This window comes from Microbacterium sp. H6 (assembly GCF_003314775.1).
Classification (GTDB): Bacteria; Actinomycetota; Actinomycetes; order Actinomycetales; family Microbacteriaceae; genus Microbacterium; species Microbacterium oxydans.
On sequence record NZ_QOAY01000032.1, the window covers coordinates 25,330 to 38,372 of the forward strand.

Consider the following 13,043-nt stretch of genomic DNA (forward strand, 5'->3'; position numbering starts at 1 on the left):
TCGTCGTGACGATCCAGTTGTTCTCCCTGGCGATGTCGAAGATGGCCCCCTGCCACTGCTGTGCGTGCGAGTCGCCGACCAGCCAGACCTGCTTCGGGTCGGAAGCGCCTCCCGAGAAGTCGCACTCCAACGTCGTCTGCTTCTCTCCGTATGTGAGGATCGGCAGGAACGTCCCACATTCCGGCGGCGTGAAGAAGTACTCGTTCTTCGAGGTCATCACCGAGTACTCCGCCGGACCGAACGCGTCAGCGCAGTCCGCCCCAGGGGCCATCGCCAGCGGACCCTCGCACGACGATGCGACGACCTCGACCGGAGGTCGGTCGGCATCCACGCGCGTCTGGTACCAGGCGAGCACGCCGGCGACGAGGGCGCCGATCACGACCATGCCGACCAGCATGAGACCGACTGCTCTGCGGGTCGACGTGCGCCAGTAGCGCCACTTCTGCCCCCTGTCCTCGACGAAGGTCTTCGTGAGGGCCGCGAGGACGATCGAGATCGCGAGGACGCCCACTTTGGAGAGCGTGCTGGCTTCCGCGCCGATCACGAACGGAGCGGCGACGATCAGCGGCCAGTGCCAGAGGTAGAGCGAGTACGAGATCCCTCCGACCCACTGGACGGGTGGCAACGCCGTCACTCTCGCGTGCCAGAGCCGCGAGTACGACGTGCCCGCGACGATGACGGCAGCGGTGCCCAGCACGGGAACCAGGGCCGCGTACCCGGGGAAGGACGTCGTGTAATCGTACGCGAACGCCGAGAAGGCGATCAGCACGAAGCCGAGGATGCTCACGATCTGGGCGACGATACGCGGGAGCCGCAGTCGTGCACCGAGCAGCGCGACGGCGCCGCCGACCGCGAACTCCCAGCCCCGGGTGAAGGTCGCGAAGTATGCCTGGGACGGGGCGAGGATCGTGTAAACGATGCTCGCGCCCAGCGAAAGCACGCCGACAGTCGCGACGACGAGCAGCAGCGCTCTCGAGGCGCTCCGCTCGCCACCCCCTGGCCGAGAAGACCTTCGGCCGAGGCGCGCCGAGGCGGCCAGGGCCGCGAGCAGCAGCAGGGGCCACACGATGTAGAACTGCTCCTCGACCGAGAGCGACCAATAATGCTGCACCATGCTCGCCGCGTCGTTGAGTGCCGAGTAGTTCACCGACATCGCCGCGAGATACCAGTTCTCGACGTAACCGGCGCTCGCGGCGATCTCCCAGGCGTTGCGCGCCCACCGAGGATAGGGGAGGAACGCGATCAGCAGCACGAGGGAGACGGCGAGCACGACGAACGCCGCCGGGAGCAGGCGGCGGATGCGGCGAGCATAGAAGGCGCCGAGCCGCACCCCGCCGGTCCGTGTCATCTCCCCCACGAGGTGCCCGGTGATGAGGAACCCCGAGATCACGAAGAAGACATCGACGCCGACATAGCCGCCGGTGATGCGCGTCGGCCAGAGGTGGTTCAGGACGACGAGCCCGATGGCGACTGCACGCAGAGCCTGGATGTCGGTGCGGAACACACGCTCACGAGGGGCGGCCGACGGCGGTGCCGCCGTGGGCAGCGGAGCGCTCACGAACCGAGATACTCCTGCAGCAGATCGTCGCCCGTGCGAGGGTCGAAGCCGGCCGCACGCACACGCGTCAGATCGAGTTCGCTGTTGCGCGGCCGAGGAGCGATCGGACCGGATGCCGAAGCGAAGTACTGCTCCGTGGAGACACCCGTGACGCGGGACGGGTCGTGGCCCGTCAGCTGGTACACACGCCGCGCGACGTCCGCCCAGGTCACCGCGTCGCCTGCCGACGTCAGGTTGTACACGCCGGGCGCGGGGCGCACGGCGAGCAGGTGGCGGATCAGCTCGGCGATCTGCGAGGCGAAGGTCAGCCGACCGTGCTGGTCGTCGACGACGGTCGGATCGATGCCCTTCTCGGCGAGCGAGGCCATCGTCCTCACGAAGTTGTTGCCTGCACCGATCACCCAGGATGTCCGGATGATGTAGTGCAGCGGAGCCGTGGCCACGGCGATGTCACCCGCTGCCTTCGACTGTCCGTAGACGCCGAGCGGGCAGACGGCATCGTCTTCACGGTACGGGCGCTCCCCCCACCCGTCGAAGACGTAGTCGCTGGAGACATGCACGAGCGTGATGCCGTACTCCGCGGCGATGCGAGCCAACGCCGCGGGTCCCGCGGCGTTGACCGCCCACGCGTCCCGGCGTCCTTCCGTGGTCTCGGCGCGGTCGACCGCGGTGTACGCGGCGGCGTTGATGATGGTGTCGTAGTCGCGCCACCGGCGCGCTGATCCCAGGTCGGCCGCGCCGAGGTCGATCTCGGCGCGCGTCGTCCACTCGACGTTCTCCACACCGTCGAACTCCTCGCGCAGCGCCGAGCCGAGCTGACCGGATGCGCCGATCACGAGCGTGCGACGCGGAGCGATGGGCGACACGTCCGCCAGGCGGGGGTGTGCGAGGTCCTTCTCCGAGACCTCGGCCTCCGAGAGCGGGATCGGCCACGCGATCGCGGCGGTCTCGTCGGCGAGATTGAGGAAGGAGTATGACGCGTCGGGCGACCAGTGATCGTTCACCAGGTAGGTGTACGCCGTGTCGGGCTCGAGTGTCTGGTACGAGTTCCCGACGCCGCGCGGAACGAAGATCGCCCTGGACGGGTCGAGCTCGGCCGTGAAGACCGCACCGAAAGTCGGCCCCTCGCGCAGGTCGACCCACGCGCCGAAGATCCGCCCCGTGGCGACCGAGACCCACTTGTCCCACGGCTCGGCGTGGATGCCCCGCGTGGTGCCGACGGCGTCGTTGAAGGACACGTTGTTCTGCACCGGCCCGAAATCGGGCAGGCCGAGCGCTGTCATCTTCTCGCGCTGCCAGTTCTCCTTGAACCACCCGCGCGAATCACCGTGCACTGGCAGGTCGAAGATCACCAGCCCGGGGATCCCGGTCTCCGCCCGGCCGAGCTTCTTGCCGAACTCGATGTCGCTCACGACGCCTACTGTCCCTTCGTCGCGTAGAAGGCCTCGGTGGAGTCCTTCGACGGCGCCCACCATGCCTCGTTGTCGCGGTACCACTGGATGGTCGCCGCGAGACCGGATTCGAAGTCGGCGTACTCCGGAGACCAGCCCAGCTCTGTGCGGAGCTTCGTCGAGTCGATCGCGTACCGCAGGTCGTGGCCGGCACGGTCGGTGACGTGGTCGTAGGCGTCGCGCGGCTGACCCATCTCCTCGAGGATCAGCTCGACGACCTCCTTGTTGTTGCGCTCGCCGTCGGCCCCGATGAGGTACGTCTCGCCGATCCGCCCCTTCTCGAGGATGGTGAGCACCGCAGACGAATGGTCGTTCGCGTGGATCCAGTCGCGCACGTTCTCGCCGGCGCCGTAGAGCTTCGGACGGATGCCGCGGATCACGTTCGTGATCTGTCGCGGGATGAACTTCTCGACGTGCTGGTACGGGCCGTAGTTGTTCGAGCAGTTCGAGATCGTCGCCTGGACGCCGAAGGAGCGGACCCACGCCCGGACCAGCAGGTCGCTGCCGGCCTTCGTCGATGAATACGGCGACGACGGGTTGTACGGCGTCTGCTCCGTGAAGCGCTCCGGATCGTCGAGCTCGAGGTCTCCGTACACCTCGTCGGTCGAGATGTGGTGGAAGCGCTTCTCGTGCCGGCGCGCGGCTTCGAGGAGCGTGTACGTGCCGATGATGTTGGTGTCCAGGAAGGGACGAGGGCTGTGCAGCGAGTTGTCGTTGTGGGACTCTGCGGCGTAGTGCACCACGGCATCGGCTTGGGCGGTGAGCGTGTCCACCAGCTCGGCGTCGGTGATGTCGCCGTGCACGAAACGGACACGGTCATCGGGCAGACCCTCGAGCGAGGCCCGGTTGCCCGCGTAGGTGAGGGCGTCGAGCACCGTGACCGTGTGGTCGGTGTTCTCGACGGCGTAGTGCACGAAGTTGGAGCCGATGAAACCGGCGCCGCCGGTGACGAGGATGTTCGACATCAACGACCTCTTTCCAGGGTCTCGAGGAGGTAAGTGCCGTAACCGGACTTGACGAGCTTCTCTGCGCGCTCGCGGAGTTCGTCATCGTCGAGGAAGCCCTGACGCCATGCGACCTCCTCCGGCACACCGATGCGGAGCCCGGTGCGACGCTCCATGGTGCGCACGTAGTCGCCGGCGTCGGACATCTGGTCGAACGTGCCGGTGTCCAACCATGCGGTGCCGCGGGGCAGGACCTCGACCTGGAGCGCGCCGCGCTCGAGGTAGGCACGGTTGACGTCGGTGATCTCGTACTCCCCGCGTGGGCTGGGTTCGAGCGAGCGGGCGATCTCGACGACGTCGTTGTCGTAGAAATAGAGGCCGGGTACGGCGTAGTTGCTCTTCGGCTGCGCCGGCTTCTCCTCCAGGGAGACCGCACGACCGTCGGCGTCGAACTCCACGACGCCGTAGGCGTTCGGCTCCGCCACCCAGTACGCGAACACCGCGCCGCCCTCGACATCGGTGTACCGCTTGAGCTGCGTGCCGAGACCAGGACCGTAGAGGAGATTGTCTCCGAGGACCAGCGCGACCTTGTCATCGCCGATGAAGTCGGCACCGATCACGAAAGCCTGGGCCAGCCCGTCCGGAGAGGGCTGCTGCGCGAATGTCAGGTTGACGCCGAACTGCGAGCCGTCCCCGAGGAGACGCTCGAACTGCTCCGCATCGTGCGGTGTCGTGATGATCAGGATGTCCTTGATACCCGCGAGCATCAGAGTGGACAGCGGGTAGTAGACCATCGGCTTGTCGTACACCGGGATCAGCTGCTTCGAGATTCCGATCGTGATCGGGTGCAGTCGAGTTCCGGAGCCGCCAGCGAGAATAATGCCTTTCACCCCCATATCGTGCCACATCCCGGCGGGGAGCGCGGTGGGAGGATTCGCTTGCGCCACTTCAATCACAGTGGCATCATCTGTATCTTTCCGTCACACTAGGCAAGTGACCAGCTCAGTTTCCCCACGCCTGCGCGCCCTCATCGCGAGTACAGCCGCAGTCGTCTTTGCTGCCTCCCTGCTTCTCGCGAGCCCTGCGACCGCTGCCGGAGGGGGTGATCCCGCCGCCGGCGCCGCGGCATCCGCACCCGAAGCGACCGACATCGTCAAGACCGCGGACCTGTCCCTGTTCCGCCCGGGGAACATCATCGCCGACGCGGTGTTCTTCAACGCCGTGACGATGAATGCCGGGCAGATCGACTCATTCCTGCGGAGCAAGGTCTCCAGCTGCCGCGCGGGCTACGTCTGCCTCAAGGACTACCGGCAGAACACCCCGACCCGTCCCGCCGACGCCTACTGCAACGGCTACGCCGGTGCCGGCAACGAATCGGCGGCGACCATCATCGACAAGGTCTCCAAGTCGTGCGGCATCAACCCGCAGGTGCTCATCGTGATGCTGCAGAAGGAGCAGGGGCTGGTCACCGACAGCTACCCACCGGCGGGCCGCTTCAACATCGCGATGGGTCAGGGCTGCCCCGACACCGCAGGATGTGACCCCGCGTACTCCGGGTTCTTCTACCAGGTCTACGGCGCGGCCAGGCAGATGAAGATCTATGCCGAGGGCCGCTGGTTCACCTACTACGCTCCCGGCCGCACGTGGAACATCCTGTACCACCCGGAGCCCAAGCGGAACTGCGGTTCCGCACCGGTGTACATCGAGAACACCGCGACGGCAGCGCTGTACTACTACACGCCGTACCAGCCGAACCGCGCCGCGCTCAACGCCGGCTACGGAGAGGGAGACGGATGCTCTGCCTACGGCAACCGGAACTTCTACCAGTACTTCACCGACTGGTTCGGCAGCACGCAGCGCGTCACCTCCGTGATCGTGCGCGGCGACGGCCCCGAGGTGTATCTGCTGTCCGGCGGATACCGCTTCCACATCAAGACGGCTGAGGACCTGCGAGCGTTCTCCGCGAAGCTCGGTGCCGTGAGCCAGGTACCGGCCTCCTACCTCAAGACCATCCCCCTGGGTTCGCAGATCTCCCGCTACGTGCACGACGCCCGTGAGGGGATCCTCTATCTGATCGATCCCGACGGCACCCGCCACCGGTTCGGCAGCGAGAAGCAGATCCTCGATTTCGGCTACGCCTTCAATTCCTACGTGAATCTCGCGCCCGCGATCATCGACGCGTTCCCCCGCGGCGAGGATGTCGGGAGCCTCTTCCACGTCGGCGTCGACACCCAGATCTACTCGCTCGACAACGGACAGAAGAGATATGTCCCCAGCGTCGAGACCTGGCGATACCTCTCCGGGGGCAAGCTCGGCTACGTGGCCTCGATGGATCCGAGCGCGGCGGCGAAGTTCCCGCAGGGGCGCGTTGTCCTCATGCCGCGGTCGATGGTGCGCGAGGTCGACAAGCCGGCCGTGTACCTCGCGACAGCGGGCACGACGCTCATCCACACCCCCAGCCTCGAACTCGGCGCGGCGTTCGGCACGTCGACCGCGGTCACCGTGCTCCCGTCCGGGGCGCTCACCGGTTACGCCCCCGCGGCCACGACGCTGTCTCCGTTCGTCACGTGCGACGCGGCGCCGTATGTCATCTCGAGCGCCGGCCTGCAGCGGATCTCCGGCAACATCCCGGCGACACGATTCACCACCACGGCCCTCACGGCCGCGGACTGCGCCGCGTTCACCCCGAACAACACGCCGACCGCCCAGCCGTTCTTCATCCGCACCGACGAACGGGGCGAGGTGTACCGTCTGCTCGACGGCCAGCTGCAGTACGTCTCGTCGTACTCGGACCTGGTCACCCTCTCGGGAGGCACCATCCGCCTGGTCGGGTGGAAGGACGCCACCGTGGGCGTGCTCGGCGTCACCAAGCCGATGATCCCCTCGGGAACCGTCGTGCAGTTCGCCGGCGACGGCAGGGTCTTCCGGTGGAACGGCTCGCAGCTCTCGCACATCACGACCTACGAGGCCCTGCTGAGGATCGGCGGCGGAAAGGCGCCGACGATCGCGACCATCCCCGCCAGACTCGCGCCGGTGATGCCTGTCGGCGCTCCGACCGCCTAGGGTCGCCGTCAGGGTCGGCTTGGTAGGCTCAGACATCATGCCAGAAACCACGCTGATCATCGTCCCCGCCTGGAACGAAGCGCAGAACATCCCGACGACGGTCCGCGAGATCACCGCTGCATGCCCCACGTACGACGTGCTGGTCATCGATGACGGGTCCACCGACGCGACGGGCGCGGTCGCCGATGCCGCGGGTGCACGCGTGGTGCGGCTGCCGTTCAACCTGGGCGTCGGCGGCGCGATGCGTGCGGGGTTCCTGTACGCCGCGCGTCACGGCTACAGCCGCGTCATCCAGGTCGATGCCGACGGCCAGCACAACCCGCAGGACATCGATCGCGTGCTCGCAGGGCTCGAGCACGCCGACATCTCCATCGGCGCGCGATTCGCCGAGGTCGGCGACTACGTCGCCCGGGGTCCTCGCCGGTGGGCGATGCGCGTGCTCGCACGGACGGTGTCCCGCGTCTCCGGCGCCACGCTGACCGACGTGACGAGCGGCTTCCGCGCAGCCAACCGCCGGGCGATCGCCCAGTACATCACCTACTACCCCGCGGAGTACCTCGGCGACACGCTCGACTCCCTCGTCGCAGCAGTGCACGCAGGGCTGACGGTCACCCAGGTTCCGGTCGCGATGCGTCCGCGCCTGCACGGAAAGCCCAGCCAGGGGCCGCTCTCGGCATCCGTCTACCTGCTGCGATCGGTCTTCGCCCTGACCTTGGCCATCGTCCGACGTCCGATCCGACGCTCCTCCGCCCCGTCCCCCGTCGTGTCAGCGTAGGAAGGCACCCCATGGTTGTTCTCGGCGCACTCGTGCTGTCCATCGCTCTGCTGTCGTTCATCCTCTGGATGCTGTTGACACGGCGCCTCCGCGAGAAGTACGCGGTGCTGTGGCTCCTGATCGGCGTCGCCGCCCTCGTCGCATCGGTGTTCCCGCAGTTGCTCTTCTGGCTCACGGGGGTGCTCGGAGTCGAGCTGCCTGCGAACCTCTTCTTCCTGCTCGCCATCCTGCTCCTGCTCGGTGTCGCCCTCCATCTCTCGTGGGAGCTGTCGACATCGGAGGAGGAGATCAGAGTCCTCGCCGAGGAGGCGGGTCTCGCCGAGACGCACATCATCGAGGTCCAGCATCGGTTGAGCGCGCTCGAAGCTCGACTGGAGGAGCTCGACGGCGGTCCGCGAAGCTGACCGTCAGCGCCTCACTGCGCCGCTGGGCCTGACCGCGGCCAGGAACAGGCGTCGAGCCCGAGCGAGGTCTCCACCTGCGAGCGCAGCGACCATCTCGCTCGCGGCGTTGAGTCGGGAGATGCACCGTCGCCGACCGATCCTGGCCGCCCGCGCCCAGCCGTTGGCCTTCATCCGCGCGGCGTACTCGTCGAAGAACGCGGCTTCCTGCTCGAAGCGGCTGCCCGACGCGGCCGTGACCGACGACACGGAGCTCATGTGCCTGCGATAGTCGAAGACCACGTCGTCGGTCACCAGCATCGACCCGCCGTCCAGTGCGATGTCCAGGAGAAGCCCGAGATCGAGCGCGACCGCCCAGTGATCATCGAAACCGTGGGCGCGCGCCACCTCGCTCTTCCAGACGATCGACGGAAAGTACGCCCAGTCCGCTCGGATCAGGCTCTCCGCCATGTGCCGAGCGTCGAGGATCCGGCCGCCCTCCCCCACCCGCGGCCGTACCCAGCGCTTCACGCGATCCGCAAGGGGCAGAACGTGTCGGCCCGACTCATCGATGACGCTCACTCCCGGCTGGAACACGTCCACCCCGGGATTGTCGGCGATGAGCCGTGACATCACGCCGATGTAGTCCGGATGCATCCGGTCGTCATCCCCCATCATCACGAAGTAGGGCGCTTCGACCAGATCGAGACAGCGGTTGAAGTTCTTCGCCAACCCGAGGTTCTGCTCGTTCCTGACGTACACCACTCGCGGGTCGCCGAGCGCTTCGAGACGCTCTCGGATCGGATCACCGGGGTACGCGTCGTCGACACAGACGAGCCGCCAGGAGTCGCTCGTCTGCTCGAGGACCGACCGGATCGCCTCCCACGCCGAATCCGGGTGACTGTAGTAGGGCAGCATGACGTCGATCGTCACACGGCCGGGCTCAGTCATCGATCTTCCCGGTGCGGCCGGCCCTGGCATCTCGCCAACCGGCCAAGGCATCCCCCACCGGCACCCGTCCTGTCCTGCGCCATCCGACGATGAGCTCCTCCGCCGCCCGACGACCGAGCGCGAGCGAGCTGCGCACCCTGCCGAGCCCGGCCTTGCGCGCGAACAGCGCCATGTTCCGGACCCCGAGTCGCAGCGGATGGGCTCCGGGCTCCTGCGCGGCGCGCACATCGAGCACCACGGTCCGCCAGCCGTGCCTTCTGAGCGCCCACCCCGTATCGACATCCTCGAAGTACAGGAAGTACATCTCCTCCATGCCGCCGATCTCGCGGAGCGCACGGGTGCGGTACATCACGACCGCACCGTCGACCCAGTCGACATCGCGGGATCCGGAGGCGGGGGCGGTCACATGGTGATAGGCACGCCCGCCCTTGGTGAGGACTCCACCCGCGGAGAACACGACATCGGGCCTGGACACCCAGTACAGGGTCGGCGCGACCGCGCCCACGTCCGGAAGACGATCGAAGGCATCGAGCAGGCGCGCGCTGAGGTCCTCCTCGAACCAGGCATCATGCGTCAGCACGAGCAGATTCTCGATCCCTCGCTGCTCACACACGTCGAGAGCCAGGTTGACGGCTGCCCCGTACCCGGGGTTGTCACCCCGTCGGATCATCACAGGTGGTCTCCCGTTCACATCCGTCAGCACGTCATCAGGCAGATCGCCGCCGTTGTCCACGATGATGACCTGAGCGCACGGCGCCTCCTGAGAGTCCAAGCGCGCGAGCACGTCCCTGACCAGGTCTGGGCGTCGATATCCGATGACCAGCGCGGCATAGTCGCTCATTGGCGTGATTCCTCCTTCAGTCGCCTGAAGGCAACGACGCCTAGGCTAGCTAACATGTCCAGACCGTCCGATCCGCCCGCTCGCCCATCCCTGGTCAGCGTCTCGAAGTACCTGCCCTTCGAGGGTATCCGTCATGCGGGAGGCCAATACGCACTGCAGCACTATCGAGCGCTCCGCGACATGTTCACGATCCACGTCGTCGCCCCATCGACACGCCTGAACCGCGATGCGTCCGCGACCGAGCCCGACCTGGACTACCGGCTGCTGCAGAGCAGGAGCCTCCTGTCGACGGACGCCGGCAAGCCCCTCGCCGATCTTCAGTCCGTCGTCACGGGAAGCAGCGCGCACCCGTGGTTCCGCCGTGCGCTGGCGAACGACGCGCCTTCGCGTGTGGTCCTGTCCGCAGCAGACATCGTCGAGTACCAGTGGTCGGAGATGTCGAGCCTCACCCGCACCGTGCGCCGTCTGGCTCCCGGAGCGAAGACCGTCATCATCGCTCACGATGTCATCACGCAGCGCTGGGACCGCGCAGCCGAGCAGGCGACGAACCCGCTGAAGAAGATGGCGTTCTCGGCCGCCGCTCGGGCGAGCAGGCGCCGTGAGCGTCGCTCGTTCGACGACGTGGATGCCGTGATCACGTTCAGCGAGAAGGACGCCGCCCTGGTCCGCGAGCTCTCGCCCTCGTCCGCGCCGGTGGTGGTCCATCCCGGTTTCCCCGTGCCTCCCGCTCGTCAGCGGGGTCGCCGGAACACGACGGTCGTCTTCACCGGCGCGATGAACAGGCCGGACAACGACGAAGCTGCGCGCTGGTTCCTGTCCGCCGTCTGGCCGCGTGTATCCGAGACGCTACCCGATGCCCGCTTCCGGATCGTCGGGGCGAATCCGAGCGCGGCACTTCGCGCGGCAGCGTCCCGCTCCGATGGAGTCGAGGTGACCGGAGCCGTCGATTCCTTCGACGACGTGTATTCCGATGCCGATGTCTGCGTCGTGCCGCTGCTCAACGGCGCCGGAGTGAAGTTCAAGACGATCGACGCGATGATGTGGGGCATCCCGGCTGTGACGACTTCCGTCGGTGCGGAGGGAATCGAGGGGGCAGACCTCCTCCACGCGGTCGTCGACGATCCCGACGCCTTCGCAGACGCCGTGATCAGTGCGCTGCGGGGAGCCGGCGAGGACACGGCGATCGCGGCCAGGGCCTGGGCCGTGTCCGTGTACGGTCTCGACGCGTTCCGCGACAGGCTCAGAGGTGTCTACGCCGCGCTTCTGGACGCTCAGCCGCAGGGGGACGTCAGTCGCAGCCGGTGATCTGGTAGAGGACGGCGTCACCTTCGGCGTCGATCTCGGTGACCAGATCGGATCGCCCGAGTCGCTCGAGACCACGATAACGATGCTCGTCGCCGTGGATCTCCTGCGAGCCGAAGTCGAGCACATAGTCGACCCCTGACCGCTCGACCGCGTCGCAGACCTGCGCTTCCGATCCGCGCCGGGAGAGCTCGTCCATGATCTCCTGCTCGTCGGGGCTCATCCCCATCAGGATGTGCGGCATGACGACCTCGCGGTCGGCATAGGCGTAAGCCATCCCGGTCCCTGTCCACGGGGAGCCGATGATGAGCGCGTCGTCGGGCACCTCATCGGGAAGCCGCTCCAGCAGAGCGCGCTCATCCGTCGAGATGAGAGGCGATGTCTCGGTGTATCGGTATGCCACGGCAGCGGCGGTCATCGCCTGCGCCATCGCCAGCGCCTGGCCGGCGAGGAGCACCACGGCCCCCACGGACATCCCGACGACGACGGACCGCCGCACAGACGGGGCTCCCACTTTCAGACGCACCCAGGCCAGCACCCATGCAGCCCCGACCGCCGCGAGCGGTACCGCCATGATGGGCAGAAGCGCCGCCAGGCGCGGAGCGTTGTTGTACCAGGCCGCCGTCATGAGGTCGCGCAACGGCTGGAACGGCATCGCGCTGGCGACCACGAAGAGCACGGTGACGGCGAGCATGAGGGCGAGGGCGACGACGTCCGCGCGTTGCCGACGCTTCGCGACGACGACCACGCCGACGACGAACAGCACCGCCATCAGCAGAGGGATCAGCTGGTAGCGCGGGGAGAGGGTGAGTGCCTGACCGAGCGCCTGGCTGATGGTCTGCTCTGTCGGCCAGCCGCGCGCTTCGAGCGGCGGACGCAGCACACGCCACGCGATGAAGCTCACGAGAGCGAGCACGCCGAACCCGATCGAGGTGATGATCACCCGGCGACGCTCCGGACGGGTGCGGAGGAATCCGATGAAGGCGAGGGAGACCGCGATCATGGAGAGGATGATCAGCGCGACGAGCGCCCCAGGGTGCGCGACGGCGATACCGGGGATCAGTCCGAGCACGAGCAGGACGAGTACGGCGTCCGGAATCCGATCATCATCGCCGTGGAGCCGCACGAGCTGGATGACGGCAGCGAGCGCCGCCGGCACGAGACTCACGCCGAGCAGGTAGGGATAGAGCACACCGTAATCGAGCATCAGCAGCGGGAACGCCGGGAGGAGCCCGCTCAGCAGGACTGCGCCGACGACGATCGTCAGTCGCCTCCCGAAGAGCACCACCGTGAGGAGCGCGACCGTGGCGGGCCACACCACGGCGGCGGTCGCGATCGTCACCGCGTTCGTGGCGACCATGATGGTCGTGCCGGTGAGCTGGACGACGAGCGCGACGATCGAGTGCCAGGCTGCCGGATAGAACGCCGACGCTCCTGGTGCACTCGTCATGCCGCCCACGCTCATCGGAGAGGCGTTCTCAGTGTCGAGGATGTACCGGACGGCATTCAGGTGGAAGACGTTGTCGAACGTCTGGGAGATGTTCTCCGGTGCGCCCACCACGAGCGCGATCTGAAGTCCGAACAGGATCGCCGCGACCACGAACGACGCCGCGATCATGGCCGTGCGGCGCGAGACCTTGCCCACCGACCCACGGGCGCGGGTGAATCGGGCGACGAGGTACGCGACGATCGCCAGGCCGAGTGCGGTGACGAGCACCGGGAGCACCGACCACGGGATACCGAGCAGGCCTGACCCCAGCGACGCGAGCACGATGACG

The 13,043-nt window shown here is 67.3% G+C and carries 11 protein-coding genes; 4 read left to right on the top strand and 7 right to left on the bottom strand.

All coding sequences use genetic code 11. From position 1 onward, the window contains the following. The 4 genes from DSP71_RS01565 to rfbA form a co-directional block, all read right to left on the bottom strand. The coding region (locus DSP71_RS01565) for an acyltransferase (protein ID WP_147251159.1) at window positions 1-1,558 on the bottom strand (1,558 nt) is incomplete at its 3' end. Next, window positions 1,555-2,970, bottom strand: a complete 1,416-nt coding sequence (locus DSP71_RS01570; protein ID WP_230977849.1) for a bifunctional dTDP-4-dehydrorhamnose 3,5-epimerase family protein/NAD(P)-dependent oxidoreductase — start codon at window positions 2,968-2,970, stop codon at window positions 1,555-1,557. The genes DSP71_RS01570 and DSP71_RS01565, both read right to left, overlap by 4 nt. A 5-nt stretch (window positions 2,971-2,975) precedes the next feature. Next, window positions 2,976-3,974 (bottom strand): dTDP-glucose 4,6-dehydratase, encoded by a 999-nt coding sequence (gene rfbB / locus DSP71_RS01575; protein ID WP_113680196.1) that lies wholly within the window; start codon window positions 3,972-3,974, stop codon window positions 2,976-2,978. After that, entirely contained in the window at window positions 3,974-4,843 is an 870-nt protein-coding gene (gene rfbA, locus DSP71_RS01580) for a glucose-1-phosphate thymidylyltransferase RfbA (protein WP_058632643.1), read from the bottom strand. Before rfbA ends, rfbB begins: the two co-directional genes overlap by 1 nt. Before the next feature lie 103 nt (window positions 4,844-4,946). Here rfbA and DSP71_RS21815 point away from each other — a divergent pair, with 103 nt between their 5' ends. Genes DSP71_RS21815 through DSP71_RS01595 form a run of 3 tightly spaced genes read left to right on the top strand, consistent with a single transcriptional unit; the run spans window position 4,947 to window position 8,195 of the window. Beyond that, on the top strand, window positions 4,947-7,016 hold the full coding sequence (locus tag DSP71_RS21815) for a hypothetical protein (protein ID WP_179515924.1): 2,070 nt from the start codon (window positions 4,947-4,949) through the stop codon (window positions 7,014-7,016). A gap of 37 nt (window positions 7,017-7,053) precedes the next feature. Further along, on the top strand, window positions 7,054-7,791 hold the full coding sequence (locus tag DSP71_RS01590) for a glycosyltransferase family 2 protein (RefSeq protein WP_058632609.1): 738 nt from the start codon (window positions 7,054-7,056) through the stop codon (window positions 7,789-7,791). 11 nt (window positions 7,792-7,802) lie between these two features. Beyond that, window positions 7,803-8,195, top strand: coding sequence for a DUF2304 domain-containing protein (locus tag DSP71_RS01595; protein ID WP_061015322.1), 393 nt, complete (start codon window positions 7,803-7,805; stop codon window positions 8,193-8,195). A 3-nt stretch (window positions 8,196-8,198) separates the two neighbouring features. On the opposite strand, the gene DSP71_RS01600 is transcribed toward DSP71_RS01595, so the two are convergent. Next, window positions 8,199-9,122, bottom strand: coding sequence for a glycosyltransferase family 2 protein (locus tag DSP71_RS01600; protein WP_218867326.1), 924 nt, complete (start codon window positions 9,120-9,122; stop codon window positions 8,199-8,201). Continuing rightward, the gene (locus DSP71_RS01605; protein ID WP_061015324.1) at window positions 9,115-9,963 is read right to left on the bottom strand and encodes a glycosyltransferase; all 849 of its coding nucleotides are present in this window, start codon (window positions 9,961-9,963) and stop codon (window positions 9,115-9,117) included. Before DSP71_RS01605 ends, DSP71_RS01600 begins: the two co-directional genes overlap by 8 nt. Window positions 9,964-10,017: 54 nt before the next feature. Between DSP71_RS01605 and DSP71_RS01610 the strand changes: the two genes are divergently transcribed. Further along, on the top strand, window positions 10,018-11,268 hold the full coding sequence (locus tag DSP71_RS01610; RefSeq protein ID WP_113680197.1) for a glycosyltransferase: 1,251 nt from the start codon (window positions 10,018-10,020) through the stop codon (window positions 11,266-11,268). Here DSP71_RS01610 and DSP71_RS01615 read toward each other — a convergent pair. Then, the coding region (locus tag DSP71_RS01615) for a DUF6541 family protein (protein ID WP_181800632.1) at window positions 11,252-13,043 on the bottom strand (1,792 nt) is incomplete at its 5' end. The genes DSP71_RS01610 and DSP71_RS01615 overlap by 17 nt on opposite strands.

Excerpts from the sequence above, each read along its gene's own strand:
- rfbB (WP_113680196.1), bottom strand. The coding sequence starts at position 3,974 with ATGTCGAACATCCTCGTCACCGGCGGCGCCGGTTTCATCGGCTCCAAC.
- DSP71_RS01590 (WP_058632609.1), top strand. The coding sequence starts at position 7,054 with ATGCCAGAAACCACGCTGATCATCGTCCCCGCCTGGAACGAAGCGCAG.
- DSP71_RS01595 (WP_061015322.1), top strand. The coding sequence starts at position 7,803 with ATGGTTGTTCTCGGCGCACTCGTGCTGTCCATCGCTCTGCTGTCGTTC.
- DSP71_RS01600 (WP_218867326.1), bottom strand. The coding sequence starts at position 9,122 with ATGACTGAGCCCGGCCGTGTGACGATCGACGTCATGCTGCCCTACTAC.
- DSP71_RS01605 (WP_061015324.1), bottom strand. The coding sequence starts at position 9,963 with ATGAGCGACTATGCCGCGCTGGTCATCGGATATCGACGCCCAGACCTG.
- DSP71_RS01610 (WP_113680197.1), top strand. The coding sequence starts at position 10,018 with ATGTCCAGACCGTCCGATCCGCCCGCTCGCCCATCCCTGGTCAGCGTC.